This is a genomic window from Halegenticoccus soli (assembly GCF_002844195.1).
Classification (GTDB): domain Archaea; phylum Halobacteriota; class Halobacteria; order Halobacteriales; family Haloferacaceae; genus Halegenticoccus; species Halegenticoccus soli.
In genome coordinates, this window is record NZ_PEND01000001.1 from 84,222 (window position 1) to 109,837 (window position 25,616).

Annotated in this window: 26 protein-coding genes; 12 read left to right on the forward strand and 14 right to left on the reverse strand. The window is 70.0% G+C overall.

Translation table 11 applies throughout. The features are described from left to right. The first annotated feature begins 26 nt into the window (after nt 1–26). A complete protein-coding gene (locus CNO20_RS00450; RefSeq protein ID WP_101294084.1) occupies nt 27–263 on the forward strand; it encodes a DUF8024 family protein in 237 nt (78 codons plus the stop codon). Here CNO20_RS00450 and CNO20_RS00455 read toward each other — a convergent pair. The 3 genes from CNO20_RS00455 to CNO20_RS00465 form a co-directional block, all read right to left on the reverse strand. Further along, nucleotides 223–1,203, reverse strand: coding sequence for a 5,10-methylenetetrahydromethanopterin reductase (locus tag CNO20_RS00455; RefSeq protein ID WP_101294962.1), 981 nt, complete (start codon nt 1,201–1,203; stop codon nt 223–225). The two genes, CNO20_RS00450 and CNO20_RS00455, sit on opposite strands and share 41 nt — an antisense overlap. 61 nt (nt 1,204–1,264) lie before the next feature. Continuing rightward, the gene (locus CNO20_RS00460; protein WP_101294085.1) at nt 1,265–2,023 is read right to left on the reverse strand and encodes a coenzyme F420-0:L-glutamate ligase; all 759 of its coding nucleotides are present in this window, start codon (nt 2,021–2,023) and stop codon (nt 1,265–1,267) included. A 117-nt stretch (nt 2,024–2,140) separates the two neighbouring features. Then, nucleotides 2,141–2,644 carry a metallophosphoesterase family protein gene (locus CNO20_RS00465; RefSeq protein ID WP_101294086.1) on the reverse strand — a complete coding sequence of 168 codons (504 nt, stop codon included), beginning with the start codon at nt 2,642–2,644 and terminating at the stop codon, nt 2,141–2,143. Nucleotides 2,645–2,711: 67 nt separating this feature from the next. Here CNO20_RS00465 and CNO20_RS00470 point away from each other — a divergent pair, with 67 nt between their 5' ends. Then, nucleotides 2,712–4,046, forward strand: a complete 1,335-nt coding sequence (locus tag CNO20_RS00470; protein WP_101294087.1) for an NUDIX domain-containing protein — start codon at nt 2,712–2,714, stop codon at nt 4,044–4,046. Nucleotides 4,047–4,337: 291 nt separating this feature from the next. After that, nucleotides 4,338–5,264 carry a D-2-hydroxyacid dehydrogenase gene (ddh, locus tag CNO20_RS00475; protein ID WP_101294088.1) on the forward strand — a complete coding sequence of 309 codons (927 nt, stop codon included), beginning with the start codon at nt 4,338–4,340 and terminating at the stop codon, nt 5,262–5,264. A gap of 48 nt (nt 5,265–5,312) precedes the next feature. Here the strand turns inward: ddh and CNO20_RS00480 are convergent, their stop codons facing one another. Both CNO20_RS00480 and engB read right to left on the reverse strand, forming a co-directional pair. Next, nucleotides 5,313–5,777, reverse strand: coding sequence for a DUF6653 family protein (locus CNO20_RS00480; RefSeq protein WP_101294089.1), 465 nt, complete (start codon nt 5,775–5,777; stop codon nt 5,313–5,315). 54 nt (nt 5,778–5,831) lie between these two features. Continuing rightward, nucleotides 5,832–6,455, reverse strand: a complete 624-nt coding sequence (engB, locus tag CNO20_RS00485; protein ID WP_101294090.1) for a GTP-binding protein EngB — start codon at nt 6,453–6,455, stop codon at nt 5,832–5,834. 391 nt (nt 6,456–6,846) lie between these two features. Between engB and CNO20_RS00490 the strand changes: the two genes are divergently transcribed. Next, nucleotides 6,847–8,001: an MFS transporter gene (locus CNO20_RS00490; protein ID WP_199174719.1), complete on the forward strand. Its 1,155-nt coding sequence runs from the start codon at nt 6,847–6,849 to the stop codon at nt 7,999–8,001. A 108-nt stretch (nt 8,002–8,109) separates the two neighbouring features. Here CNO20_RS00490 and CNO20_RS00495 read toward each other — a convergent pair whose 3' ends face one another. Beyond that, complete coding sequence (locus CNO20_RS00495; RefSeq protein ID WP_101294092.1) at nt 8,110–9,507, reverse strand: FAD-binding oxidoreductase; 1,398 nt, start codon at nt 9,505–9,507, stop codon at nt 8,110–8,112. Nucleotides 9,508–9,857: 350 nt separating this feature from the next. Here CNO20_RS00495 and CNO20_RS00500 point away from each other — a divergent pair, with 350 nt between their 5' ends. Together CNO20_RS00500 and CNO20_RS00505 are read left to right on the forward strand one after the other, a co-directional pair. Beyond that, nucleotides 9,858–10,565 carry a 5-formyltetrahydrofolate cyclo-ligase gene (locus tag CNO20_RS00500; protein ID WP_101294093.1) on the forward strand — a complete coding sequence of 236 codons (708 nt, stop codon included), beginning with the start codon at nt 9,858–9,860 and terminating at the stop codon, nt 10,563–10,565. A 242-nt stretch (nt 10,566–10,807) separates the two neighbouring features. Beyond that, nucleotides 10,808–10,993 (forward strand): antitoxin VapB family protein, encoded by a 186-nt coding sequence (locus CNO20_RS00505; protein WP_101294094.1) that lies wholly within the window; start codon nt 10,808–10,810, stop codon nt 10,991–10,993. Nucleotides 10,994–11,065: 72 nt separating this feature from the next. Here CNO20_RS00505 and CNO20_RS00510 read toward each other — a convergent pair whose 3' ends face one another. After that, nucleotides 11,066–12,172 carry a M14 family zinc carboxypeptidase gene (locus CNO20_RS00510; RefSeq protein ID WP_199174690.1) on the reverse strand — a complete coding sequence of 369 codons (1,107 nt, stop codon included), beginning with the start codon at nt 12,170–12,172 and terminating at the stop codon, nt 11,066–11,068. 163 nt (nt 12,173–12,335) lie between these two features. On the opposite strand from CNO20_RS00510, the gene CNO20_RS00515 reads away from it, so the two are divergent. Beyond that, complete coding sequence (locus tag CNO20_RS00515; RefSeq protein WP_101294095.1) at nt 12,336–13,730, forward strand: TIGR00341 family protein; 1,395 nt, start codon at nt 12,336–12,338, stop codon at nt 13,728–13,730. A 72-nt stretch (nt 13,731–13,802) separates the two neighbouring features. Here the strand turns inward: CNO20_RS00515 and CNO20_RS00520 are convergent, their stop codons facing one another. Together CNO20_RS00520 and CNO20_RS00525 are read right to left on the reverse strand one after the other, a co-directional pair. After that, entirely contained in the window at nt 13,803–15,137 is a 1,335-nt protein-coding gene (locus CNO20_RS00520; RefSeq protein WP_101294096.1) for a M14 family zinc carboxypeptidase, read from the reverse strand. Between the two features lie 195 nt (nt 15,138–15,332). Next, complete coding sequence (locus CNO20_RS00525) at nt 15,333–16,346, reverse strand: NOG1 family protein (protein ID WP_101294964.1); 1,014 nt, start codon at nt 16,344–16,346, stop codon at nt 15,333–15,335. Between the two features lie 219 nt (nt 16,347–16,565). On the opposite strand from CNO20_RS00525, the gene CNO20_RS00530 reads away from it, so the two are divergent. Then, a complete protein-coding gene (locus CNO20_RS00530) occupies nt 16,566–16,928 on the forward strand; it encodes a DUF5518 domain-containing protein (RefSeq protein WP_101294097.1) in 363 nt (120 codons plus the stop codon). A gap of 30 nt (nt 16,929–16,958) precedes the next feature. On the opposite strand, the gene CNO20_RS00535 is transcribed toward CNO20_RS00530, so the two are convergent. Both CNO20_RS00535 and CNO20_RS00540 read right to left on the reverse strand, forming a co-directional pair. Then, nucleotides 16,959–17,204 (reverse strand): DUF7127 family protein, encoded by a 246-nt coding sequence (locus CNO20_RS00535; RefSeq protein ID WP_101294965.1) that lies wholly within the window; start codon nt 17,202–17,204, stop codon nt 16,959–16,961. Between the two features lie 160 nt (nt 17,205–17,364). Then, nucleotides 17,365–17,877, reverse strand: coding sequence for a DUF367 family protein (locus CNO20_RS00540; RefSeq protein WP_101294098.1), 513 nt, complete (start codon nt 17,875–17,877; stop codon nt 17,365–17,367). 136 nt (nt 17,878–18,013) lie between these two features. Between CNO20_RS00540 and CNO20_RS00545 the strand changes: the two genes are divergently transcribed. Then, nucleotides 18,014–18,358: a nuclear transport factor 2 family protein gene (locus tag CNO20_RS00545; protein ID WP_101294099.1), complete on the forward strand. Its 345-nt coding sequence runs from the start codon at nt 18,014–18,016 to the stop codon at nt 18,356–18,358. Nucleotides 18,359–18,493: 135 nt separating this feature from the next. Here CNO20_RS00545 and serS read toward each other — a convergent pair whose 3' ends face one another. Further along, nucleotides 18,494–19,873, reverse strand: a complete 1,380-nt coding sequence (gene serS, locus CNO20_RS00550) for a serine--tRNA ligase (protein WP_101294100.1) — start codon at nt 19,871–19,873, stop codon at nt 18,494–18,496. A gap of 184 nt (nt 19,874–20,057) precedes the next feature. Next, a complete protein-coding gene (locus CNO20_RS00555) occupies nt 20,058–21,506 on the reverse strand; it encodes an SLC13 family permease (protein ID WP_394337239.1) in 1,449 nt (482 codons plus the stop codon). Nucleotides 21,507–21,772: 266 nt separating this feature from the next. On the opposite strand from CNO20_RS00555, the gene CNO20_RS00560 reads away from it, so the two are divergent. Continuing rightward, on the forward strand, nt 21,773–22,204 hold the full coding sequence (locus CNO20_RS00560) for a hypothetical protein (RefSeq protein WP_101294102.1): 432 nt from the start codon (nt 21,773–21,775) through the stop codon (nt 22,202–22,204). A gap of 93 nt (nt 22,205–22,297) precedes the next feature. Here the strand turns inward: CNO20_RS00560 and CNO20_RS00565 are convergent, their stop codons facing one another. Beyond that, a complete protein-coding gene (locus CNO20_RS00565; protein WP_101294966.1) occupies nt 22,298–22,549 on the reverse strand; it encodes a hypothetical protein in 252 nt (83 codons plus the stop codon). 94 nt (nt 22,550–22,643) lie between these two features. Between CNO20_RS00565 and CNO20_RS00570 the strand changes: the two genes are divergently transcribed. Both CNO20_RS00570 and CNO20_RS00575 read left to right on the forward strand, forming a co-directional pair. Continuing rightward, the gene (locus tag CNO20_RS00570; RefSeq protein ID WP_101294103.1) at nt 22,644–23,561 is read left to right on the forward strand and encodes an MBL fold metallo-hydrolase; all 918 of its coding nucleotides are present in this window, start codon (nt 22,644–22,646) and stop codon (nt 23,559–23,561) included. Nucleotides 23,562–23,626: 65 nt separating this feature from the next. Next, the gene (locus CNO20_RS00575) at nt 23,627–25,582 is read left to right on the forward strand and encodes an AMP-dependent synthetase/ligase (protein WP_101294104.1); all 1,956 of its coding nucleotides are present in this window, start codon (nt 23,627–23,629) and stop codon (nt 25,580–25,582) included. The last annotated feature ends 34 nt before the right edge of the window (nt 25,583–25,616 follow it).

Below are 25,616 nucleotides of genomic sequence, written 5' to 3' on the forward strand. Positions count from 1 at the left end.
GTACCCCTCCGTCCGAACTCACCCTCATGGTCAGCGTGCTCGAATTCCTCGCGGAGCTCGTCGGAAGCTCGATCCGGCTCGGGATCATCTTCGCAACCGAGGTCGTCCTCAACGACCCGCTGTCGGCGATCTCCTTCCTGATCGGCGCGGTCCTGACGGGCTTTTCGGTCCTGTTCTTCGGCTACCTCGTCGTCGGCGCGGCCGGCGAGTTCCTCGGCAGCCTCATGCCGTCGCCCGGTCGTACGCCGCCGCCGCGAGAGTAATCGCCTCCCCCAGGTCGGGGCCGAGCGGCGACCCGACCACGACGCCGTCCGCGTGCGCGAGCACCGCGGCCATCCGCTCGCCCACCTCCTCGACGGTGCCGGCCATGCAGAACGCGTCGACCATGGCGGGCGTCACGAGGTCGAACGCCCCGCGGAACTGGCCGGCGCTGATGCGCTCGCCGATCTCCTTCGCCCGGTCGCGGTCGATCCCGTGGCGGTCGAGCACCGGCGGGGCGGCCCCCGCGGCGATGAACGCGACCGGCGGACGGGCGGCTTCGCGGGCGGCCTCGGCGTCCTCGGCGACGCTCACGCTCGCGTAGGCCGCGAGGTCGAACGCGCCGAGCCCGTCCGTCCGGTCCTCCTCTCCGATCTCGACCTGCTCGCGCGCCCACGCGAGGTCGTCGGGGTGCGAGCCGTTGAACAGCAGGCCGTCGGCGTGCTTCGCGGCCATCCGGCACATGTGCGGCCCCTCGCCGCCGACGTACACCGGGATCTCCCCCGGCGGCTCGTAGTTCAGCCCGGCGTCGCGCGCCTCGAACGTCCCCTCGCGGGTGACGCGCTCGCCCCGCCAGAGATCCCGGGCGGTCCGAAACGCTTCGAGCACCGGGCGGAGCCCCCGTTCGCCTTCGAGACCGAGGTTTCGGAGCGTCGAGGGGTCGCCGGGGCCGATCCCGAACACCGCGCGCCCCTCCGACACCTCGGCGAGCGTCGCCACCTTCGACGCCAGCGTCACCGGGTGCGTCTCGTAGGGGTTGGCGACGCCCGGGCCGAGGCGTATCTCGTCGGTCTCGGCGGCGACGAGCGAGAGGACGGCGAACGGGTCGCGGTTGTTGTAGTGACAGCTCGAAAACAGCGCGTCGTACCCGGCCTCCTCGGCCGCGACGCCCAGGTCGACCAGCCGCGACACCGGATGCTCGGGCGTGATCTCGATCCCGAGCAGCCCTCCCCTTTCGTCGCCCTCGTCCCCTTCGGATCCGCCGTCGGATCGCGCCCCTCGGCCCTCACCGCGGCTCATACGCCCACCCCCTGAGCGCCTGCCGGACGAAGTCGCTCTCCACGTCCCGGAAGTGCGCGTCGCTCCCGGCGTGGTCGCCGAACTCGAAGCCGCGGACGACGACGACGGGCGTCCCGCCGTCGCCCTCGCCGGCCACGAGGTTCGCGGCGGCCGCGAGCTCGTCGATCACGTTCTGGACGGTCACGCCCAGTTCCCGCCCGTCGCGGTCGGTCTCGCCCCGCCAGTCGCGGCTCGCGGGCATACCGGCCCAGCCGATCGCCACGCCGCGCTGGCCGTGGCGGAAGGGGCGACCGCAGGTGTCGGTGACGATCACCTGGTCGGCGGGGAGCTCCGCGCGGATCCGCCCCGCGCTCTCGCTCGGTCGCCTCGGCAGGAGCAGGAGGTCCGCGCCGGGGACGTTCGACCGGTCGATGCCGGCGTTGACGCAGACGTGCCCGAAGCGCGTCTCCGTGAGGAGGAAGGGGGCTTCGGTGACGATCTCGGTGCTCTCTTCGAGCACGGCCTGCGCGAACCGCGGGTCCTTCTCCTCGCCCGTCAGCTCCGAGAGATTCGCGGCGATCTCCCGGGCGCGCGGCCCGGCGGGGAAGTCGTCGAGGTCGGCGAGCCGACCCTCCGCCTTCGAGACGACGGTGCTCGCGACGCACACCACGTCGTCGGGGCGGAGGTCGACCCGGGCGCGGACCAGCGCGGCGAGGTCGTCGCCGGGTTCCACCTCCGGGAGGTCGGGTACGGCGAAAAGTTCCATGCCGGCGACTCGGCGCGGTCGGTAAAAAAGGACGCCGGTGCTGGTGAATCGGGCCGGTATCCGGTACGTGGGAGGGGCGAAGCCGACGTGCGCCACCGATCCGAATAGCGGGAGTCGCTACCGATCTGATTCCCGGAGGAGCGTCACGCCGACGCTCCCCTCCTCGACGGTCGCAGTCATCATCGTCGCCTCCTCGGCCGGGTCCGCGCCCGTCGCGCTCCCCGGGTTCAGGATCCGGACGCCCTCGACGGTGTCGTCCATCGGTTCGTGGGTGTGGCCGGCGACGCCGATCACCTGGTGGCCGCCCTGCTCGGCGACGGTCCCCGCGACCCGCCGCTCGTAGCCCGAGCGGTCGCCCGTCCCGTGGGTGACGACGAACTCCACGGCCCCGACCTCGACGGTGGCGATCTCGGGCAGGTCGAGGTCCGAGCCGTCCAGGTTGCCGGCGACGGCGGTGAGGTCCCCGCCGGTCAACTCCTCGACGGTCGACAGCGCCTCCGGCGAGTCGAAATCGCCCGCGTGGATCGCGTGGTCGGCGGCCTCGACGCGCTCGCGGACCCACTCGGGGATTTCGGACGCCCGGGAGGGGATGTGCGTGTCGCTGATGATCGCCAGATCCATGCCGGAACGTGGGACGCGACCGCAAAAGCCGTTGTGCCCGCCCGCGTAGGCAGAACCGATCCGAACCGTGTCCCGAACGCACGTCGTCACCGCGTTCCTCCGCCACCGCGGCGAGGTGCTCCTCGTCCGCCGGAGCGACGCGGTCGGTACCTACGCCGGCATGTGGGGCGGCGTCTCCGGGTACGTCGAAGGCGACCCCGAGGGCGCGCTCGCGGACGCCCGCAGGGAGATCACGGAGGAGGTCGGCATCGCCGACGCGTCGCTGGTCCGCGCGGGCGATCCCCTGGCGGTCGACGACGGCGACCGCGAGTGGACCATCCACCCGTTCCTGTTCGCGGTCGAAACGCGCGCGGTCGAACCGAACGAGGAACTCGCGGACTGGGAGTGGACCGACCCGACGGCCGTCCTCGACCGCGAAACCGTCCCCGCGCTCTGGGAGGCGTACCGTCGCGTCGCGCCGACGGTCGAGTCCGTTCGGGAGGACGATGAGCACGGTTCGGCGTACGTCTCGGTGCGGGCGCTGGAAGTCCTGCGGGACGAGGCGGCCGCCGTCGCGGCTGGCGCGAACGCGTGCGGCGGCGGAACCGCCGACGGCGACAGCGACGGCGGCGGGAGCAACGACGGCGACAGCGATGACGACGGACACGACACCGCCGGCTGGGAGCGCGTCGCCGCCGTCGCCCGCGACCTTCGGGACGCCCGTCCGGGGATGGCCGCGCTGGCGAACCGCGTGAACCGCGCGATGTTCGAGGCCGGGAGAACGGCCGAGAGCGTCCGCGACGCCGCGCGGGAGGGCACCGCCGACGCGCTGGCGGCAGACGGCGAGGCGGCCGCGAACGCCGCGGACCTGCTCGCCGGCGTCGAGGGGGCCGTCGCGACGCTCTCGCGCTCCGGGACGGTGACCGACGCGCTCTCGCGGACCGACCTCCCTCTCGTCGTCGCCGAGTCGCGTCCGGGCGGCGAGGGCGTCGGCGTCGCCGAGCGGTTCGCCGCGGTGGGTCGCGACGCGACGCTGACGACGGACGCCGCGCTCGCGCACGTCGCCGCCGAACGCGACGTCGCGGCCGCGGTCGTCGGCGCGGACGCGGTCCTGCCGGACGGGAGCGTCGCGAACAAGGTCGGCACGCGGGCGCTGGCGCTCGCCGCCGCGCGGGAGGGGTTTCCGCTCTACGTCGTCGCCGCCGCGGACAAGATCAGCTCCGAGGGGGTGTTTCACCCCGAACCGCGCGATGCGGCGGAGGTGTACGACGGGGACGCGCCGGTGTCGGTCGAGAACCCGCTGTTCGACCGGACGCCCGGGGATCTGGTCGCGGGCGTCGTCACCGAGCGGGGGGTGCTGGACGGCGGCGACGTGGAGGCGCTGGCTGCGGAGCACCGGAAGCGGGCGAACTGGGACGGTTGACGGTTCCTACAGGTACGAGTATCACGACACTCCGCAGAATCTACCGAACGGCACTCGAAAACGCTTTTTGCCGCTCCGATCAGAGGATACGCACGGTGGCGATGAGGAAAGTTACCCCCTCTGAGCCCCTTGTGATGAGGGACGCAGGCCGAGCCACCACCCTGAACGTCGGATAGCGACAGCTACGGTTCTGCCGCTTCGTCTTCACTCCGCCGGAGCCCTCGTGACGAGACTTCTCCCGAGCCGCGCGCCTCGAAAGATTGAATCGACGATGCGAGAAGAGTGGCTACCATGGAGCTCTCACGGATCGTGGTCCACGACTCGGTCGACCTCGTCTTCCCGCCGGAGGCGCTCGGCGACGAACTCTCCGACCTCGACCTGCCGGTCGAGCTGGGCGGGAGCGACCCGGAACTCGGCGACGGCGACGCGGCGGTCGCGTTCGGGCCGCACCCGTCGTTTCTCGACGCCGACTGGGTCCACTGCATCCGCGCCGGCTACGACGAGTTCGACCTCGACGCCTACGAGTCGGCCGGGGTCGCGCTGACCAACAGCACGGGCATCCACGACACCTCGGTCGGCGAGACGGTCGCCGGGATGATGCTCGCGTTCGCGCGTCGGCTCCACGTGTACCGGGACGCCCAGAGCGACCGCGAGTGGGTGCGCGAGCCGTACGAGGCGCCCTTCACCCTCGACGGGCAGCGCATCTGCGTCGTCGGCCTCGGCACGCTCGGGCGCGGCATCGCCGCCCGCGCCTCGGCGCTCGGGATGGACGTTGTCGGCGTCCGCAGATCGGGCGACCCGGTTCCCGGCGTCCGTGAGGTGTACACGCCCGACGGGCTCCGCGAGGCGGTCTCGGAGGCGCGGTTCGTCGCGCTGGCGACGCCCCTGAACGACGCGACGGAGGGGCTCTTCGGCGCGGCCGAGTTCGAGGCGATGCGCGAGGACGCCTACCTGCTGAACGTCTCCCGCGGGGCGGTCGTCGACGAGGCGGCGCTGATCGAGGCGCTCGACGCGGGCGAGATCGCGGGCGCGGGGCTCGACGTGTTCGAGACCGAGCCGCTCCCCGAGGACTCGCCGCTCTGGGGCTACGAGGGGGTCCTCGTCACCCCGCACTCCGCGGCGATGACGAACGACTACCACCGCGACGTCGCGGGGCTCGTCCGGGAGAACGTCGAACGGGTCGGCGAGGGCCGGGAGATGGTGAATCGGGTGGTGTGAGGGAAGTGACGAACGCGGCGGTGTGAGCCCCCCGGTTACGCGGTCGACTCAGTTTGCGCCGTCGCCCCCGTCGGCGTTCGATTCGCGGTACCGGATGAGTTCGTTCACGAACCACAGCTTCAGCGCCATGGTGGCGACGGTGCAGGCGACCGTCGTAACGGGCTTCCGCCTGTACGCCGCGTACAGTCCGTAGAGAAAGACCGGGACCGCAGCCACGTTGAGTACCTGCGGGAAGCCGAACCCCATCACGCTCCTGCCCTCGGAGATCCACAACTGCTCGGCCTTCACGCCGCGGTACATCCAATCGCCGGACTCCTCCTCGGGCGCCGGGAAGAGCACCGGATTCACCGCGAGATACAGGATAGTGAGTCCGAGCAACGGCCACTTTCTGGCGTAGACGGCGAAGACGAGGACGGGGTACGAGAGCAGCCGCGTCCACCCGCTCTTCGGGTTCGAGTGGCGGTTCCAGAAGTCGTCGGTCAGGATCGTCGCTCCGGGCGTCTTCGTCGGCATCGTCTCCCGGACGTAGGTCCGCGATCGATATAGCTGCCGTGGGAGTACTCCGTCTTACTTCACGAACTTCAGGAGGTCGTCGCGCTTCTGCTCGTGGAAGTGGTGTCGCAGCGCCTCCTTCAGCGCCTCCACGTTCCCCCGCTTGGCGCTGATCGGCGCGATCGTCTCCTTCCACTGCTGCCACGGCGGGTACAGCCCCAGCCGGTCGCACAGCTCGTTCAGCCGCTCGTCGCGGTCGTCGACCTTGTCCATCTTGTTCACCGCGACGACCGTCGGGATCCCAAGCTCTTCGAGGAAGTAGAACATCTCGACGTCGTGGGGGATCTCGTCGGCGTTCGTGTGGCGGTCGATGATGTCGACGGCGCTCTTGCCGTCGACGACGAGCACGCCCGCGAGGATGCTGTCGGCGTTGTCCTCGACGTACCGGACGACGTCCGTCTTGATCTGCTCCCGACGGCGCTCGTCAACGCCCGACATGAATCCGAAGCCGGGGAGGTCGGTGAACACGAAGTCTTCCGCCGCCCAGTCGAAGTGGTTGGGCTTGCGGGTCACGCCGGGTTTCTTCCCGGTCGTGAACTTGTCGTGCCCGGTCAACTCGCGCATCAGCGTCGATTTGCCGACGTTCGACCGCCCGACGAAGACCACTTCTGCCCCCCGGTCCGGTCGCTCCTCGAACATACGTCCCGTATTCGACCGCGCGGGATACCTCTTACGAGGCGACGACCGGCTATCGACCCTCCGTTGGCGTCGAATCGGGTCGACGGCTCGCTTCCGCGTCGACGCGGAGTGCGCCGTCGACGCCGGCGTGTCAGACGCGCTGACCCGCGGTGATCGCCGTCGCGTCGCTCGCCGTGGAGAAGGCTCATGCCGCTCAGGCGCCAACCGTGCTCTCCGTGGAGACCAGACGCGGAAGGGCGTCGACGGACGGCGAACGCGCCGTCGGGACGGGACGATGAGCGAGCCGCCGTCGACGCGAGCGGGAGGCGAACGGACGACCACGGACGACGGGATCGGGGGCGCTCGGCGGTGGCGAGCCCTGCTCGTGATCGCGGTCGCGGAGCTGTTGGCGATGTCGCTCTGGTTCAGCGCCACCGCGGCGGGGCCCGAACTCGCCGCCGAGTGGAGCCTGACGCCGACCGAGACGGCGTGGTTGACGATCGCCGTCCAGCTCGGGTTCGTCGCCGGCGCGCTGCTGTCGGCCGCGCTCACCCTCTCGGACGTCGTCCGGCCCCGGTACCTGTTCGCGGGCTCCGCCGCGGTCGGCGCCGGCGCGACCGCCGTCATCGCGGGGGCCGTCGACTCGGCGGTCCCCGCCATCGGGCTCCGGTTTCTCACGGGCGTCGCGCTCGCCGGGGTGTACCCGCCGGGGATGAAGATGATGGCGGGGTGGTTCCGCGCCGGGCGCGGGTTCGCCATCGGCGTCCTGGTCGGATCGCTCACCGTCGGCTCGGCGCTGCCGCACCTGCTGCGGACGATAGGCGGAGCCGGACGGCCGCGAGCGGTTCTGTACGGCGCGGTCGCGCTCGCGCTCGTCGGCGGCGCGCTCGCCCTGTTCGTCGAGGAGGGCCCGTACCAGTCGCCGGCCGCGCCGTTCGATCCGCGGGCGGTCGGGCGGATCCTCCGCGACCGCGCGACGCTGCTCGCCAACGGCGGGTACTTCGGCCACATGTGGGAGCTGTACGCCGTCTGGACGTGGATCCCCGCGTACCTGCTGGCGAGCTTCGACGCGAACGGCGGGTACGCGGGGTCGTCCGAACTGGCGTCCTTCCTCGCGTTCAGCACCATCGCGGTCGGCGGGCTCGGCGCGGTCGCGGCGGGGCTCGCGGCCGACCGCGTCGGGCGGACGACGGTGACGAGCGCCAGCATGGCCGCCAGCGGGCTCGCCTGTCTTTTGGCCGTTCCGCTGTTCGGCGCACCGCCGCTCCTCCTCGTCCCGTTCTGCCTGCTGTGGGGGTTCGCGATCGTGGCGGACTCCGCGCAGTTTTCCGCGTGCGTGACCGAACTCGCCGAACCGAGCTACGTCGGGACGGCGCTCACCCTGCAGACGGCGCTCGGCTTCCTCCTCACGACGGCGTCGATCCAGCTCGTTCCGATCGTCGTCGGCGTCGCGGGGTGGCGGTGGGCGTTCGCGCCCCTCGCCGTCGGCCCTGCGGTCGGCACGCTCGCCATGCTCCGGCTCCGCGCCCGGCCCGAGGCCAGCCGCCTCGCGGGCGGACGGCGGTAGGAGAACGGACGTCGATAGGCGAGCGGACGGCGGGAGACGGGCGCGTCGCCGTCCACGTCTCCCGGCGAACGCCTCTCCTCGGCCACTCGGTCATCCCGCCGGTTCGGGTCAGTCCGCCGGCTCGACGTTCTGGTTCATCCGGAACAGGTTCGTCGGGTCGTACTCGCGCTTGAGTTCTGCCAGGCGCTCGTAGTTGTCGCCGTAGGCCAGCGACTCCTCGCCTTTCCCCTCGCTGATGAAGTTCACGTAAGTTCCGACGAGCGCGTGCGGGGCCATCGCGTCGTAGAACTCCCGCGCCCAGGCCACGCACTCGTCGTCGTGCGCCGGATCCTCCCACCGAGTGTGGACGTTCATCACGTACTCCGCGTCGCGGTGGGGGTACGCGGTGGCGTCCGCGGGAACGCGGGTGACGGCCCCGCCCAGCCGCGCGAAGGCGAGCTCCGTCTGCGGCGACGGGAGTCGCGCGGCGTGCTCGACCGCGGTGTCGATGGCCTCGTCGGTCAGGTCGGCGAAGTTGTGCGATTTCCAGTAGTTGCGCGCGCCGGGTTCGAGCAGCGGGTCGAACGCCTGCTGCCACTCGGTGTACCGGTGGGGACCGATCGCGTCGGCGATCGGCTCGCCGAACTCCCGAAGCGGCACCATCGCCGCTTCGCCCTCCGCCGGATCGCCCGCGTAGAAGGCGGCGAGGACGAGAACGTCCGTTCCGTGCGCGTCCTCCGGGAGGAACGGCAGCGGCGGCGCCTTTCTGAGGACGAACCAGACCACGAGGTCGTCCGGCGCCTCCGCGTTGAACTCGCGAACGAATCGCAGAACGTCCGCCGCCTCGTCGTGCGGATGCACGATCACCCCCGAGAGGATCTCGGGGCCGACGTCGTGGAGCCGGAATTCGAACGAGGTGACGACTCCGAAGTTGCCGCCGCCGCCGCGGATTCCCCACAGCAGGTCCCGGTTTTCCTCCTCGCTCGCGCGAACGAGTTCGCCGTCGGCGGTGACCACGTCCGCCGACGCGAGGTTGTCGACCGTCATCCCGTACTTGCGCGAGAGCCAGCCGAATCCGCCGCCGAGCGTGAGCCCGGCGATTCCCGTCGTCGAGTTGAACCCGACCGGGGTCGCAAGGCCGAACGCCTGCGTCTCGTGGTCGAGTTCGGCGAGCGTGACCCCCGGTTCGACCCTGGCGGTCCGCCGGGACGGATCGACGCGAACCGACCGCATCCGCGACAGGTCGATCACGACGCCGTCGTCGCACACCGCGTTGCCGGCGACGTTGTGCCCGCCCCCCATTACGGAGACGAGCGCGCCGTTCTCCCGTGCGAAGTTCACGGCCTCGATCACGTCCGCGACGCCCGCGCAGCGGGCGATGACGGCCGGCCGGCGGTCGATCATCCCGTTCCAGATCGACCGGGCCTCGTCGTACCCCGCGTCGCCGGGTCGGAGCAGCTCGCCGCGGAACCGCTCGCCGAACCGGGTTACCGCACCGTCGTCCGGTGTCTTCACGTGTATTGCCATAGCATATCACTGTCCGTTCGCTTCGAGAGGTGAAATACTTCGACCGATTTCGTCCGCTGCCACGTTCGAAGTCGTTGACGGGATTCGTTCATGCGTCCGCGTCGTTCGGCGGTGATCCGAAGGGGGCGGATCGCGGGGCCGGATCGCACAGGCCGCTGACCGAAGTCGACGGGCCTCCTCGGACGCCGAGGCGTCCGAGGAGCTGAAGGGGCCGAGACGGCTGAGATAGCCGAGGCGGCCGAGACAGTTGCCGCCGGAGAGACTGAGACGGTCGTTGGCGGAGAGATCCAGACGCTCTCCGTCGCCGACGAGGCGTAGCTTCTACCTCGCTCGGCGAGAAGTCCGGGACGATGGACAAACAGCAGCTGCGCGAGCGGGTCTGGGACGAGTTAGAGGAGAGCGGCGAGGCGCGCTTTCCGTACCCGCCGCACGGGAGAATTCCCAATTTCGCGGGGGCGAAGGACGCGGCGGCGCGGCTCGGAGAAACCGACGAGTGGCGGGACGCGAACGTGATCAAGTCGAACCCCGACGCCCCGCAGCTTCCCGTCCGCCGAACCGCGCTGCGGCGGGGAAAGACGGTGTACATGGCCGTCCCGCGATTGCGGGACGAGGAGTGCTTCCTCCGACTCGACCCGGCGGCGATCGACGACGTGGACCGCGCGGCGACGATCGGCGGCTCGTCCGAGGCCGGCGTGCCGGTCGCCCCCGAGGAGATGGTGCCGGTCGATCTGATCGTCGCGGGCAGCGTCGCGGTCACCGAACGGGGCGAACGGGTCGGGAAGGGTGAGGGGTACAGCGACCTCGAATTCGCGGTCCTCCGCGAGTTCGGGCTCGTCGACGACGGGACGACGACGGTCACCACTGTCCACGAGATCCAGGTCGTCGACGAGGCGGTCCCGACGTCCGAGCACGACGTTCCGATGGACCTGCTCTTCACCCCCGAGCGGACGGTTCGGACGACCGCCTCGGGATCCAAGCCGGCGGGCATCGCGTGGGACGAGCTGAGCGACGAGCGAATCGAGGAGATTCCGATTCTGGAGCGGTTGCGACCCCGGTGAATTCGACTCGCCTCCGAGCGGTCGCCGGCCGTTTCGTTTCAATCCCGCCCTGGGCTTTCTCTCCGCTGCAACTCGGTCATGGGACCGTGCGTTTCGGCTCTGATCGTGGGTAGGACAGTGGCGGCAGACGGGAGCGATCGGATTTGGCGGACTCGAACGTTCGAGCCGCTGGAAACGGGAGGAGGCTTCCGTCGACGCCGCCGACGAAACGTTGAACCCGCTGTGCCGTATACTCCGTATATGTGGGAACGAAAAACGTCCGTCTCGACGAGGACGTTTACGAGCGGATCAAGGCGAAAAAGCGCGACGGCGAGACGTTCTCGGAGGCGATCGATCGGCTGACGGCCGAAACCTCCATCCTCGACCTCTACGGCATCGCCGACCCCGACACGGAGGACGAGTTCCGAGCGGCCGTGGACGGACGCTGAGCGCCTCACGCCGATCCGTGAACCGCTGCGGCCGGGAAAAGTGCCGATCGAACCCGAACCGACGCGGTCGAACTACTCCGGCGGGAGGTCCCGGTAGTAGTAGTCGCCGCGCTCCGGGATCTCCTCGGCGCCGTCGGGGTCGACCTCGAACACGGAGCCGTCGGCCGTGCCGTCGACGACGCTGGTCATGATTTCGAGCGCCAGCCGGGTGAGTTTCCCGTTGGACTTCTGCCCGACGCCCCCGCGGATCTCGACCAGTACGCTCCCGTAGCCCTGCAGACCGTAGCTGTTGCGCGCGATGCCGGGGTACGTGCCGCCGGGGTACTGCGTCGCCTCGGCGTAGCCGAACTTCGAGACGTGGTCGTAGGCGTGTCGGACGAGCTGCTTCGAGAGGTTCTGCGCGTCCGTCGGGACGCCCTCCGCGATGGGCCAGAACATCGAGGTCGTGATCATCTCCCCGTCGTCGGTGACGTACGTCCCCTGGTTGTGCACGTCGACGACCCAGAGCGGGTCGACCTCGGCGACGGCGTCGACGACGGCCTGCGCCTCCGGGACCGGGTTCTCCGGGTACTCGTCCGGGCGGTTCTGATAGAGGTCGCTCTCCGTCCAGTCGGGCCAGTGGTAGCGGTTGACGTCCCAGCCGACGCCCGCGTCGGGCGACGTGAAAAAGCCCTCCGAGGTGTCGCGGGCGGGCGCGTCCGGATCGACGTTGTACCGCTGGAACAGCTCCGGCTCCGACCCGTCGGGGTTCACCCGCGGGACCACGTTCACCGTCACCTCCTCGAGCAGGTCGTCGACGCTCGTGCTCCCGCTCGCGAGGTACTGGAGCATCGACAGCGCCGCCTCGGTTCCGTGCGGCTCGTTCCCGTGCTGTTGCGTGACGAACATCACGTCCGCGTCGCCGCTACCGACGCGCGCGAGGTGGATGTCCCGCCCCTGGTTCGACGTACCGACCGACTCGACCGCGAATTCGCGCTCGCTCGACCGCTGGAGACGGTCGAGCGCCGCGACCAGCTCCTCGTAGTCGTGGAACGCCTCCACCTTCCGCGGCTCGTTCTCCGTGAGCCACGGTCCGCCGGGAACGATGTGTCCGTCCGGCTTCGCGCCCGCCGCACCGGTGAAAAGTGTCGCTCCGAGCGCCGCCCCGCCGACCGATTTCAGCATCTCTCTCCGATTCATTTTGGCGCTTCATCGATTAATCCACTACAATTTATAATTAACTGAAAATGAAGAAAACCGGATATCCCTCTCGCGCGTCGCCGCGAGCGGCGACGAGATCCGCCGCGTCCGCCAGGACGGGTCCGACCCGTGGCTATTTCGGTTCCCCGCCCGTGGCGTCACTGTGCGACTCGTAGAGGTCCTGATCCCGGCCGGGAGGCGAAACGCGGTCCTCGGCGCGCTGGACGACGAAGGGATAGACTACGCGGTCACCGACGAGACCAGCAGCCGCGAGTTCACCGCGGTCGTCACGTTCCCCGTGCCGACGAACGGCGTCGAGCACGTGCTCGCCCGCCTCCGCGAAGCCGGCATCGACGAGGACTCGTACACGGTCGTTCTCAACGCGGAAACCGTGGTTTCGCGGCGCTTCGAACGGCTCGAAGAGCGATTCAGCGAAAACGGCAACGGGGACGAAGGCCGGATCGCCCGCGAGGAGATCCACACGCGGGCGGCGGACCTCGCGCCGGAGTTCGGCAACTACGTGGCCATGACGGTGATAAGCGCCGTCGTCGCGACGGCGGGCGTGCTCGTCGACTCGCCGGCGGTCGTCGTCGGCTCGATGGTGATCGCCCCGCTCGTCGGTCCCGCGATGGCCACGAGCGTCGGGACGGTCGTCGACGATCCGGCGCTGTTTCGCCGCGGCGCGAAGCTTCAGGTGCTCGGCGTCCTCGCCGCCGTCGTCAGCGCGTCCGCCTTCGCCGTGCTGGTGAAGACGCTCGGGATGGTCCCGCCGACGCTGGATCTCTTTTCGCTCCAACAGTTCTCCGGTCGGCTCTCCCCCGATTTCCTCTCGCTCGCGGTCGCCCTCGGCGCGGGCGTCGCCGGGGCCATAAGCATCGCCTCGGGCGTCTCCATCGCGCTCGTGGGCGTGATGATCGCGGCGGCGCTCATCCCTCCCGTCGCCGTCGTCGGAATCGGCATCGCGTGGGGGCAGCCGATGACCGTCCTCTCCTCCGGCGTGCTCGTGCTGGTGAACGTTCTCTCGATCAACCTCTCGGCGCTGGCCGTCCTCTGGTACAAGGGGTACCGCCCCGAGAACTGGTTTCGCCAGGACGCGGCGCGGAGCGCGACGCTCAAGCGGATCGCGGCGCTCGCGGTGGCGATCGCCGTCCTCTCGGTCTTCCTCGGCGGCGTGACGTACGCGTCGTACCAGACCTCGCTGTACGAGGGGGAGATCCAGACCGAGGTGAACCAGATCGTGGGCGCGCCGCCCTACCAGAGCCTGTCGGTCCTCGAAATCCGGGTCCAGTACGACGACCAGATCCCCTTCCGCGAACCGAGCCGAGTCGTCGTCACGGTCGGTCGCCCCGTCGGGGAGGACCCGCCGAATCTCGCCGCGACGCTGTACGAACACCTGAACGCGGCCGTCGATCGGCCGAACGTGTTCCCGCTCGACGCCTCTCCGGCCCCCGAGACTCCGATCGACGTGCAGGTCCGGTACGTCGAAGTGCAGACGAAGTCTGCGAACCAGCCGCAGCGCCTCGCCGACGCGCGTTCGACGCAGGCCGCGTCCGGGTGACTCCCCGCGTCCGGGTGACTCTCCGCGTTCGGGGGACTCGCTCCCGTATCGATCGTCCGGACGGGGGAACGATCAGCGGGACGCGTGGGGGTTCGAGATCACCTCGCCGTGCAGGGGGATGTCGAAGTAGCGCTCTCCGTCCACCTCGTCGAGCGTCCCCTCGGCGAGCGCCTCGAAGGTCGTCATGAACCCCACCTTCGTCGCCTCCATCTGCTTGCCGAGCGCCATCTGCCCGCGGTCGTCCGTCTGGTAGGACACCTCGTAGAGCATCCCCGCGGCGTCGGTGTGCGGCGTGAGCGCGTCGAGGTACGATCCCCACAGCGTCGCGTACCCGTACCGCGTGATGCTGTCGAAGACGCTGTCGCCTCGCTCCGCGAGCGCGTCGGCGACCAGGGTGCTCATCCGGAGCGACCGCGCGCTCGTCTCGGGGCCGATGAACGGGTTGACCACGTCCTCGACCGGCGCGTCCGGGTCGTCGTACGGCGCGCGGTCGCGGTAGGTCGGACCGTAGGCCGCCATCACGCTCATGATCGTCTGCTTCGGGGGTTTGTTGCCGTCGCCCGAGTCGGGGACGAGGTACGATCCCTGGTGGTGGTGCGTGATGGCGACGTCGGGGTCGGCCCGGAAGTACGAGTCCGTGACGGCGCGCACCTCGGGCGCGAGGCGGAGGCCGCTGTTCCGCAGCGTGTACCCGTCCTGGGGCACGTCGAGGTACGCCTCGCCCTCGTCGGAGACGTACCACCACTCCGCCTCGTCGTCCGTCTTCGGGTCGAACTCCGACGGCGGCCGGAAGTTGAAGTCGCGGTTCATGTCGTAGCCCGGCGGCGTTCCGGACGGCGACGAGTAGTGGTAGTACGGCCGGTGGCGGGAGTCGCCCTCCTCCCACGCCTGCGTGTTCGTCCGCCGGCCGACCCACTCGTCCCTCCCGTCGTCGTCGACGTCGTACTCGAACATCGCGCCGTCCGGGTTCACCCGCGGGACGACCGTCAGCGTCAGTTCGTCGAGGATCCGCTCGACGCGCCCGGAGGTGCCCTGCGCGAGGTCACGAAGCAGCTTGAGCGCCACCTCGGTGCCGACGGCCTCGTCGCCGTGGATCTGTGTGATGAGGTGGACGCTCGTGTCGCCCTCGCCGACGGTCGCCTCCCAGATGGGGTCGCCGAGGCCCGCCGACTCGCCGATCTTCCGGAGGGCGATTCGATCGCTCTGCCGGTCGAGCTTGCGGAGCGCCCGCGTCAGCTGTTCGTTCGTGTGGAAGCCGTTCAGGTTGATCGCCTGATCCGAGCCGGGCCACGGCCCGCCCGGCCGGTAGACGTCTCGATCGTCCGGTCCGGCCGCACCAGCGGTTCCGACGGCACCGAGGCCGAGAAGCGTCGCTCCGGCGGATCTGAGGTAGGTTCGACGGCGCATTGTGCGCCCTTCTGTTGGAAAATGCGAAGTAAATGCATTTCTAAGATTCACTGATAGTTAACTGACGAGGCTGCCGGCGCGCGACCGGCGAGCAGTCGGGGAGGTGTCAGAGAGTCGGCCGGGATCGACGAGTCGACGGGCGGCGCGTCGACACGGCGATGAGTTGACGAGCCACGAACGGCGTCTCGCGGCCCCTCAGCGGTCGCCGCGGCTCGGCAGATCGGGCTCGTAGCCGATCGCCTCGATCGCCGTGTCGAGGACGCCGTCCACGTTGTCGCCCTCCGCGACGCTCATGTACGCGTCCGCCTCGACGTCCGTCGAGCGGTCGCTCTTGTTGCAGACGGTGAGAACGGGGACGTCCGCGCCCTCGAACCGGGCGGCCACGGCGTCCCGGAGTTCGAGCTGCGCGTCGAGGGGGTAGCCGCACGCCTCGGAGGCGTCGACGACGAACAGCACGGCGTCGGCGAGGTGTTCGAGCGCGCTGACCGCCTGCCGCTCGATGTCGTTGCGCTCCTCCTCGGGGCGGTCGAGCAGCCCCGGGGTGTCGATGATCTGATAGCGGATCCGGTCGCGCTCGAAGTGGCCGATCCCGACGCCCTTCGTCGTGAAGGGGTACGCCGCGATCTCGTTTCGCGCGCGGGTGACCGCGTTCACGAACGACGACTTGCCGACGTTCGGGTAGCCGGCGACGACGAGCGTCGGCTCGTCCGGGCGGACGTCCGGCAGCGTCCTCAGCGCGTCGCGGGCGTCCCCGACGCGGCGGAGGTCCGCCTCGACCTCCTCGACGATGTCGGCCATCCGGGCGAACGCCTGCTTTCTGTGCTTCCGCGCCGTCTCCGGATCCGTCCTGCGGAGCTTCGACCCGTACTCGTCCTTGATCTCGCGGACCTGTCGGCTGGCCCACCCCACCTCCGAGAGGCTCTGGCGGAGGATGTCGACGCCGCCCTCGTCCTCGCGGCCGCCGAACGACGGCTCTGTCTTGAGCACCGCGTCCGCGAGTTCGTAGTAGAACGGGTCCACGAGGTCGAAGTCGGGCCACTCCGTGACGACGTTCTCCAAGTTGTCCGAGAGGATGTTCGCCGCCGTCTGCAGCATCGACTGCTGGGCTTCGAGGCCCTGCTTGGCCCGTCCGGCCCGCGCCGCCCGCGAGAACGCCTTGTCGATGAGCTCCTCCGACCGGGGCGTCGTCGGAAGGTTCTCGAAAATCATGTACCCGGTTACTCGCCCCGCACCTAAAAGCGCGTCCGTTCGGCCGTCACGCGAGGCGGCGTCGGGCTCGCGGATCGAACCGACCCGGTCCGCCGCTTCGACGCGCGTCGGTTCGACGGACAATCCCTGTCGGTTCGACGGCCATTTCCAGCCGATTCGACCGATACTTCCAGCCGGTTCGGCGAGCGGCTTTTCCCCGCGCCGCCCGTAGAGTGGCGCATGACTGACTGGCGCGCGGTCGGCGTCGGCTTCGTCGTCCTCCTCGTCGTCGGCGCTCTCGGCCTCTCGGCACCGGTGATCGGACAGATCGGCGCGGGGCTCGTCGGCGGGTTCGCCGCCGGGTACCTCGCCGGGGGTGGCCTCGGCCGCGGCGCGTGGCACGGCCTGCTCGCGGGGTCGATCACGGGCGTCGTCCTGACGGTCCTGCTCGCGCTCGTCGGCAGCGCGATCGGCCTCGGCGCGGGCCCCGTCGGGGCGTTCCTCGGCGGCGCGGGCGTGCTCGTCGTCGGCCTGTTCGTCACGCTCCTGTTCGCGCTCGACAGCGCCCTCGCGGGGGCGGTCGGCGCTGCGCTGAAGGGCTGAGGGCCGAAAAATCCAGCGGCGTCCTCTCTCTCACCCCTTGATCGTGAGCACTCCGTCGTTGACGGTGATCTCGTCGGCCTCGGCCGGCACCTCGAACTCGAACTGCTGGTCGCCGAGCACGACGATCGCCGTGCCGTCGACGACGTCGACCGACGGCTCGCCCGCGGCCGGTCCGAAGTCCACCGCGATGACGCTGTCCCCGTCGTACTCGTAGTGGCGGATCGCGACGTCCTGTCGCCTGTTCGCTTCGGCTTCGAGTTCGCGCGGCGTTTCCATGGCTGCGCAGTCGACGCGAACGACCGTAAGTTCTCTGTCCGCCCGGACGAGCGCGGGCTCGGCCACCGCCTCACCGGCGCTCCTCGGCCGCGAAACGGTTCTGAAGCCCCGACGGCGTCGGCGCCCTACCGGCGATGGCACCCTCCGACGGCGCGTCCGGTCACTCCTCCGCGTCCGTTCCGCGGTCCAGGTACTCCCGCTGGACGGCGATCACCTCGCTCGAATCCGCACAGCCCGCGTAGCGCCGCAGCGGCTCCTCGTTGAGCTTGAGGAACGTCTCGCCCCAGCGGAACTTCGAGAGGATCTCCTCGGCCCGCTCGCGCTCGCCGAAGACGACGAGGGCGGCCGCCAGCGCTTCGACCGTCGTCAGGCGGAGGGGCCGGCCGAAGTTCACGGGGTTGGCGGCGACGAGGTACGGGAGCGCGCGGTGGACGCCCGGGAGAGAAAAACGCGCCTTGCCCGCGGTCTCCCACGAGCAGTCGAGGGCGACGAGCGCGTCCGCCTCCTCGGCGTCGGCGGGGGAGAGCGCCCGCTCGGCGTGCGGATTGAGCACGACCCCGTACGGGGTCTCGCGGTCCGTTCGGTGCAGCGCCGCGAGGTCGAAGCGCGCGAGTTTCCTCGCCGTGCACTTCTCGGGGTCGTCGTCGCCCTCGTACCTGATGTGCAGTTCCACACCCGGTCAATGCGTCGGGGGATCAAAAGTGCCGCGCTCCTGACTCGTCTCTCCCTTTCTCTCTTTCTCCGTCCCGTCCCTCTCCCTCTCTCTCCGTCCCGTCGGTTCTATAGGCCGCCGGGCGTCAAGTGCGCGTATGGATCACACTGAGGCCGTGCGGTCGTACTACGGCGCGCTCGACGCGCACGACTACGACCGGCTGTCGGCGCTGCTCTCGGCGGACTTCGTCCAGCGGCGGCCGGATCGAACCTTTGAGGGCCGCGAGGCGTTCGTCTCGTTCATGCGCGACGGGCGGCCCCGGACGGACACGACGCACGAGATCGACTCGATCTACGAGCGCGTCGACGGCGAGGGCGACGCGGTCGAACTGGCGGCGCGCGGGCGGCTCCTCGCCGACGGCGGCGAGGAACTGCTCCCCTTCGTCGACGTGTTCCGGTTCGAGGACGGGCGGATCGCGGAGCTTTCGACCTACGCCCGCTGAATCGCGGCTCCCGCTACCTGCCGGTCTCCAGTCGCGCTCGGCGCTCTTCGAACTCCTCGTCGCCGAGAGCGCCCCGGGCGTACGCCCGGCGGAGCACTTCGGTCGGGTTCGGTTCGCCGCCCGTCGTCCGCCCCGTCAGTCCCGCTTCCCCGCGCCGACGGCGCTCTCGCCGACCGGCTCGTGCCCTTCGATCACTTCCGCGCCGTTCATGTACGGTCGGAGCGCCTCCGGCACGGTGACGGTGCCGTCGTCGTTCTGGTAGTACTCGAGGAGGGCGACCATCACGCGGCCGATCGCCGTGCCCGAGGCGTTGAGGGTGTGGAGGTACTCGGCCGACTCGTGGCGCTCGGGCCGGTAGCGGAGGCCGGCGCGCCGGGCCTGGAAGTCCTCGAAGTTCGACGCGCTCGACACTTCGAGCCACCGGCCGCCCCGCTCGGGGCCGTCGTCGGCCGGCGTGCCGGGCGCCCACACCTCGATGTCGTACGTCTTTGCCGAGGAGAACGTGAGATCGCCGGTGCAGAGATTCAGGATCCGGTAGGGGAGGCCGAGGCGCTTCAGCACCTCCTCGGCTTCCCCGACGAGGGCTTCGAGCCGGTCGTAGCTGTCGTCGGGCTCGACGAAGTTGACGAGTTCGACCTTGTTGAACTGGTGGACGCGGACGATGCCGCGCGTCTCGGTGCCGTGTTCGCCGGCCTCGCGGCGGAAGTTCGGGGTGTACGCCTGGTGCTTCAGCGGGAGGTCCTCCCGCAGGAGGATCTCCTCGGCGTACATGTTCGTCACCGGCACCTCCGCGGTCGGACAGAGCCAGAGGTCGTCCTCGTCGTACGCCTCGGTCTCCGAGCCGCCGATCCGGTAGGCGTCCTCGGCGAACTTCGGGAGCTGACCGGTGCCGACCATCGAGGTGGTCTTGACCGGGATCGGCGGGAAGAGGTCGACGTACCCCTGCTCGCGGTGGACGTCGAGCATGAACTGGATCAGCGCGTGCTCCAGCATCGCGCCCTCGCCCTTGAGGAAGTAAAAGCCCGAGCCGGTGGTCTTCGCGGCGCGCGCCTCGTCGATGATGTCGAGCTCCTCGCCGAGTTCGTAGTGCGGGACGACCTCCTCCGGCAGCTCCCGGAGCGCGTCGAACCCGACGCGGCGCACCTCCACGTTGTCGCGCTCGTCGTCGCCGACGGGGACGCTCTCGTGCGGGACGTTCGGGAGTTCGAGGAGCGCGGCGTCCAGCTCCGCCTCCAGCTCGTCGGCCCGCGCTTCGACCTCGGCGAGCTCGGCCTTCAGCTCCTGCGACCGCTCGATTGCCTCCTGCGCCTCGGCCTCCTTCCCGTCGGCCTTCAACCGGCCGATCTCGCCGCTGACCTCGTTGCGCTCGTGGCGGAGGTCGTCGCCCCGGCTCTTCAACGCGCGCCACTCCTCGTCGAGGTCGAGCACCCGATCGAGGTCGACGTCGTACCCGCGCTGTTCGAGCGACGCGCGGACCTCCTCCGGGTGCTCGCGGAGGTACTGCCTGCTGAGCATTTACTCGACGTTCTTCGGGGCGGGGGAAAACCGTGTCGCATCCGTGCGATTCCGTGTCCCGGTGCGTCTGGAGAACCCGCCCGCGGTCGTTCGTCCCCCGAGGGCCGGGCGGACGGACGCCGAAGGGGCGCTCACCGGAGAACCGAGGGGACGCTCATCGGGGCCGACAGAGCCGAGGCGACGCTCACCAGAGAACAGCGGGCCAGACGAACTTGAACAGGAGCCAGATGAGCACCGTCAGGATGCCCGTCATCAGGACGTTGAGGGCCATCCCGGCCCGCATCATGTGCTCCTGTTTCAGGTGCCCGCTGCCGAAGACGATGGCGTTCGGCGGCGTCGCCACCGGCAGGGCGAAGGCGAAGCTCGCCGCGATCGCGCCGCTCACGGCGAGGAACACCGCGGCGCTCACCTCGGCGAGCCCGAGCGTCGAGGCGAAGATCCCGCCGATGCCGATGAGGATCGGGACGATGATCGTCGCCGTCGCGGTGTTCGAGGTCATCTCGGTCAGGAGGATGACGAGCAGGACGACCGCGCCGACGACGAGGAGGATCGGCGCGCCGGTGAGCGACCCGAAGACGGTCTGTGCGAGCCACTCGGTCGCGCCCGTCTCGGCGAAGGCGTCGGCCAGCGCGATCCCCCCGCCGAAGAGCAGGATGGTCCCCCAGTCGATGTCGACCAGGTCGTCCCACTCGACGGTGTCCGCGAGCACCAGCGCGGGGATCGCGTACAGCCCGACCATCACGTAGTAGAGCAGGCCCTGGTGACCCGCCACGCCGAGGACCGTCGGACCCTCGTCCGACCCGTACAGCGTGTTGTACCACGGCTGCGAGAGCAGGCCGCTCTCGACGAGGCGCTCGGCGAGGATGTCGAGGTCGCCGACCATCCACAGCACCGCCGTGGCCCCGAAGATCGCGGCGACGCGTCGCCCCCGCGGGCCGAGCGACCCCTCCTCGCGGAGGTACTCGCGGGCCTGCCGGCGCGCGCCGCTGACGTCGTCTATCTCGGGCGGGAAGAACACGAACGTGAGGAGGTACCAGACGAGTGGCAGCGTGAGCACGACGATCGGGATGCCGATGAACAGCCAGTCGACGAAGCCGATCTCGTAGTTCAGCATGGCCGAAAGCTGCGTGGCGACCACGGCGTTGGGGGGCGTGCCGATAAGCGTGCCGACGCCGCCGACGCTCGCGGCGTACGCCGTCCCGAGCAGCGTCGCGATCTGCATGTTCGAGAAGGCGTCCGCGGTCGACTCCTCGTCCACGACCCCGTCGCGGCCGAGCACCTGCGCGAGCACGCCGAGCGCGATGGGCGTCATCATCGCCGCCGTGGCCGTGTTCGACACCCACATCGAGAGGAGCGCCGTAGCGATCATGATCGCCAGGATCAGGAGGCGCGGCGAGGCCCCCATCGCGCTCATGATCCACAGGGCGATCCGGCGGTCGATGTCGTACTTCTGGAGCGCGTTCGCGAGCATGAACCCCGCGATGAACAGGAAGATGAGGTGGTCGGCGAAGCCCGCGAGCGCCGGATCGATGTCGTTGTAGACGCCGAACCCGGTCAGGAGAACCGGAATCGAAAGCGCCGTGACCGCCAGCGGAACGACGCCCGTCACCCACAGCACCGCGGCGAAGACCATCGTCGCCACCGCGTACTGCCCCTTCACCGACACTGCGGCGACGGCCCGAACGCCACGAGCAGCGTGAGGACGGCCGCCGCGAGGAAGACGGCGACGCGTCCGCGCGCGGTCCGTTTGAGTGTCCGTATCATTGATACGCGATAAACGATCCCAGTTCTCATACTTAATCATTTTCCATCGCGGACGCGGATAATACGGGGTCGCTCGACCGTCCGATCGGTCGACCGTCCGACGCGTTCAAGCCCGTTCCCGGCGTCCAGACCGGTATGAACGCCGATGCCGAGCCCCGGGACGTCCACGTTTCGAGCGTCTTCGTCCGCGCCGGGTTCGACGCGGTGTGGGACCGCGTCGCCGACCCGCTCGGGTTCCCCGAGCTGTACCCGAACTGGACGTCGACGGTCGAACGGGACGGGGACGGGACCTTCCGCGGAACGGGGCCCGATGGGGACGAGTTCACGATCTCGCCCCGACTCCGCCGCGAGGTCGGCGTCGTCGACTTCGACGTGACCGACGCGGAGGGAAACGTGGAACGGTCGCGTTCGCGGTTGTTCCCGGTCGGCGACGACTGCTGCGTCCTGGTGCATCTCGCCATCCGACGGCCCGGGGTAAGCGACGACGGCTGGGAGGAGCACACGCGCGGTACCGACGAGGACCTGGAGCGGGCGAAGCGGCTGATCGAGTCCGAATCGGCGAGATAGACGGAATCGACTGAGCCGACGGAACCGACAAATTCGACGGAGCCGGCGCGGTCGCGCTCGACCGCCTCCGATTTCGCCGCGCGCACCCGCCGCTCAGAACGTCTCGACGAGCACCCGGACCTGCTCGTCGGTGAGCTCGGCCGCGTAGAGCTCGAACAGCGCGCGACGGCGGGGGCGCGAGAGCCCGCGCCGCCCCGATTCGAGCATCGAGACGTGCGCCTGCATGAGCTCGTCGAGCTCCCGCTCGACCGCCCGCTGCTCGTAGCCGGCGGCCGTCCGGAGGAGGCGCCAGGCCAGGGGCGAGATCTCCTCGACGTCCACTCCGTCGGTCGACGACCGCTCCATGACCGTCCTCTCGGCGACCCGCCACATATAACGTCGGATCGAGTCTGTTTCCGCCGACCGAACCCTTTTGCCCCGCGCCCGCACCCTTCCGTGCATGGCCATCGGCGACGTGAACCCGGTCCCGGACTGTACCGACCTGTACTACCTCGACACCGGCATGTACGACACCGAGGCGTACGGCTCCGTCTACGTCGTCGACGCCGAGCGACCGGCCGTCGTCGACACCGGCATCGGCACCAACCGCGATCTGCTGTTCGACGCGCTCGACGGGATCGGAATCGGCCGCGAGGACCTCCGGTTCGTCCTCCCGACGCACGTCCACCTCGACCACGCGGGCGGCGCGGGCTTCCTCGCGGCGGCGTACCCGAACGCGACCGTGATGACCCACGAGATCGGCGTGCCGCACCTCGTCGACCCCTCGCGGCTCGTCGCGGGGACGAAGGCCGCCGTCGAGGACCAGTGGGAGTTCTACGTCGAGCCGGAGCCCGTCCCCGAAGACCGGATCGAGGGCGTTGCCGGGGGCGACGTGATCGACCTCGGCGACCGAACGCTCGACGTCGTCCACGCGCCCGGTCACGCCCCGCACCAGGTGATGTTCCACGACCGCCGCGACAACACGCTGTTCACCGCCGACGCGGCGGGGATCTGGGTGCCGAGCGAGCGCGAGATCCGGCAGACGACCCCGCCGTCGCAGTTCGACCTCGAACAGTGTCTCGACGACGCGAGCCGCATCGTCGAGATCGACCCCGACGTGCTGTGCTTCGGCCACTTCGGCCCCCGCGAGTACGACGAGGAGCTGATGGATCGGTACAAGCGCACGCTGGTCGAGTGGGTCGAGGCCGTCAGGCGGAAGCGCGAGGAGCTCGGCGACGACGACGCGGTCATCGAGCACTTCCAGGAGCACACCGACATGGTCGACGTGTGGGGCGAACGGAAGGCCCGCGCGGAGGAGCGGCTGAACGTTCGAGGCGTTCTCGGCTATCTCGACCACCGGGCGGAACGGGAGTCGTAACAACTCCCGGCGTGATGTTCGGCGTTCCTGACGGTTTTTATAATCGACGGACGTAGCGCCGTGACATGGAGTGGCGCGACGCGGAGGCGACGTACGAGAGCGAGGTGATCGCCCGGACCACGCTCCCCGTGATGTTCGAAGAGAGCGCCGAGCGGAACGCCAACCGGCTCGCACAGCGGTACAAGGGGGGCGTGTACGACCGGTCGCTCGTCCCCGACGCGCTGCCCGCGCCGCCCGACGGCGACTACGCCGGCCTCTCGTACGCGGAGATGCGGGGGATCGTCCGCGCCCTCGCGGCGGGCTTTCGGGACCTCGGGCTCGAAACCGGCGACCGAGTGGGGATCTTCGCGGACACGCGGCTGGAGTGGGCGCAGTGCGACTTCGCGGTCCTCGCGGCCGGCGGCGTCGTCACCACCGTCTACACGTCGTCGTCCGAGCGCCAGGTGAAGTACCTCCTCGGCGATCCCGGCGCGTCCGGCGTCGTCGTCGAGAACGCCGACCTGCTCCGCCGGGTGCTCGCGGTCGAGGACGAACTGGACCTCGACTTCGTCGTCGTCGTCGACGACGTGCCCGACGGGAGCGGGATGGCGGGGGCGGTCCGGGACCGGGCGGACGTCGTCTCGCTCGCCGACGTGTACGCCCGCGGCGAGGCGACGTTCGACGAGGCGGCGTACGAATCGTGGCTCGACGAGCGCGCCCCCGACGACCTCGCGAGCCTCATCTACACGTCCGGCACGACCGGGCGTCCGAAGGGCGTCCGGCTGACGCACCGGAACTTCCGGGCGAACGTCAACCAGTGTTACCGCCGCTTCGGTCCGCGCCGGGACAAGGGCGACGCGCCCGTCATCGATCCGAACTCGACGACGCTGTCGTTCCTGCCGCTCGCGCACGTGTTCGAGCGCCTCGCGGGGCACTTCCTCATGTTCGCGGCCGGCGCGACGGTCGCGTACGCCGAGAGCCCCGACACCCTCCGCGAGGACTTCGGGCTCGTCCGGCCCACCGTCGGCACGAGCGTCCCGCGGATCTACGAGAAGCTCTACGACGCGATCAGGTCGCAGGCGGCCGAGTCGCCCGCGAAGGAGCGGATCTTCGAGTGGGCCGTCGGGGTCGGCCGGGCGCACCACGGGGCGGACGCGCCGGGGCCGCTGCTCTCCGCGAAACACCGCCTCGCCGACCGCCTCGTCTTCTCGCAGGTCCGGGAGGCGCTCGGGGGGCGCGTCGACTTCCTCATCAGCGGCGGCGGCAGCCTCTCGCCCGACCTGTGCGCCCTGTATCACGGGATGGGACTCCCCGTCCTGGAGGGGTACGGCCTCACCGAAACCGCGCCGGTCGTCTCCGTCAACCCCCCCGAGGAGCCGAAGATCGGAACGATCGGGCCGCCGCTCTTCGGCGTGGACGTCGAGATCGACGAGAGCGCCGTCGACGACGACGTCCGTGATGGAGCCGGCCGGATCGGCGAACTGCTCGTGAAGGGTCCCAACGTCGCGGACGGGTACTGGAACGCGCCCGGGGAGACGGCCGACGCGTTCACCGAGGACGGCTGGTTCCGGACGGGCGACGTCGTCGAACTCCGCTCCGACGGCTACATCGCGTTCCGGGAGCGGGCGAAGCAGCTTCTCGTCCTCTCGACCGGCAAGAACGTCGCCCCCGGGCCGATCGAGGACGCGTTCGCGACGAATCCGCTCGTCGAACAGTGCATGACTCTCGGCGACGGGCGAAAGTTCGTGGGCGCGCTGATCGTGCCCGACCTCGACGCCGTCAGCGCGTGGGCCGAGCGCGAGGGGATCGACCTGCCCGACGATCCCGCGGCCGTCTGCCGCGACGACCGGGTCCGCGAGCGGATCGAGCGGGAGGTGGACCGGATCAACGAGCGGTTCGAGTCCCACGAGCGGATCAAGCGGTTCAGGCTCCTCCCCGAGCCCTTCAGCGAGGAGAACGGCCTCCTGGCGCCGACGATGAAAAAGCGCCGCCCGCACATCCTGGACCGCTACGCCGACGAGGTGGCGCTCGTCTACGACTGACCGAGCCGGCGTTTTCCGGCACCGACCGCCGCTG

Bases quoted from the DNA above. Each gene is read 5' to 3' on its own strand.
- CNO20_RS00450 (WP_101294084.1), top strand. From the start codon at position 27: ATGGTCAGCGTGCTCGAATTCCTCGCGGAGCTCGTCGGAAGCTCGATC.
- CNO20_RS00460 (WP_101294085.1), bottom strand. From the start codon at position 2,023: ATGGAACTTTTCGCCGTACCCGACCTCCCGGAGGTGGAACCCGGCGAC.
- CNO20_RS00465 (WP_101294086.1), bottom strand. From the start codon at position 2,644: ATGGATCTGGCGATCATCAGCGACACGCACATCCCCTCCCGGGCGTCC.
- ddh (WP_101294088.1), top strand. From the start codon at position 4,338: ATGGAGCTCTCACGGATCGTGGTCCACGACTCGGTCGACCTCGTCTTC.
- CNO20_RS00480 (WP_101294089.1), bottom strand. From the start codon at position 5,777: ATGCCGACGAAGACGCCCGGAGCGACGATCCTGACCGACGACTTCTGG.
- engB (WP_101294090.1), bottom strand. From the start codon at position 6,455: ATGTTCGAGGAGCGACCGGACCGGGGGGCAGAAGTGGTCTTCGTCGGG.
- CNO20_RS00490 (WP_199174719.1), top strand. From the start codon at position 6,847: ATGTCGCTCTGGTTCAGCGCCACCGCGGCGGGGCCCGAACTCGCCGCC.
- CNO20_RS00495 (WP_101294092.1), bottom strand. From the start codon at position 9,507: ATGGCAATACACGTGAAGACACCGGACGACGGTGCGGTAACCCGGTTC.
- CNO20_RS00500 (WP_101294093.1), top strand. From the start codon at position 9,858: ATGGACAAACAGCAGCTGCGCGAGCGGGTCTGGGACGAGTTAGAGGAG.
- CNO20_RS00510 (WP_199174690.1), bottom strand. From the start codon at position 12,172: ATGAATCGGAGAGAGATGCTGAAATCGGTCGGCGGGGCGGCGCTCGGA.
- CNO20_RS00520 (WP_101294096.1), bottom strand. From the start codon at position 15,137: ATGCGCCGTCGAACCTACCTCAGATCCGCCGGAGCGACGCTTCTCGGC.
- CNO20_RS00525 (WP_101294964.1), bottom strand. From the start codon at position 16,346: ATGATTTTCGAGAACCTTCCGACGACGCCCCGGTCGGAGGAGCTCATC.
- CNO20_RS00530 (WP_101294097.1), top strand. From the start codon at position 16,566: ATGACTGACTGGCGCGCGGTCGGCGTCGGCTTCGTCGTCCTCCTCGTC.
- CNO20_RS00535 (WP_101294965.1), bottom strand. From the start codon at position 17,204: ATGGAAACGCCGCGCGAACTCGAAGCCGAAGCGAACAGGCGACAGGAC.
- CNO20_RS00545 (WP_101294099.1), top strand. From the start codon at position 18,014: ATGGATCACACTGAGGCCGTGCGGTCGTACTACGGCGCGCTCGACGCG.
- serS (WP_101294100.1), bottom strand. From the start codon at position 19,873: ATGCTCAGCAGGCAGTACCTCCGCGAGCACCCGGAGGAGGTCCGCGCG.
- CNO20_RS00555 (WP_394337239.1), bottom strand. From the start codon at position 21,506: ATGGTCTTCGCCGCGGTGCTGTGGGTGACGGGCGTCGTTCCGCTGGCG.
- CNO20_RS00560 (WP_101294102.1), top strand. From the start codon at position 21,773: ATGAACGCCGATGCCGAGCCCCGGGACGTCCACGTTTCGAGCGTCTTC.
- CNO20_RS00565 (WP_101294966.1), bottom strand. From the start codon at position 22,549: ATGGAGCGGTCGTCGACCGACGGAGTGGACGTCGAGGAGATCTCGCCC.
- CNO20_RS00570 (WP_101294103.1), top strand. From the start codon at position 22,644: ATGGCCATCGGCGACGTGAACCCGGTCCCGGACTGTACCGACCTGTAC.
- CNO20_RS00575 (WP_101294104.1), top strand. From the start codon at position 23,627: ATGGAGTGGCGCGACGCGGAGGCGACGTACGAGAGCGAGGTGATCGCC.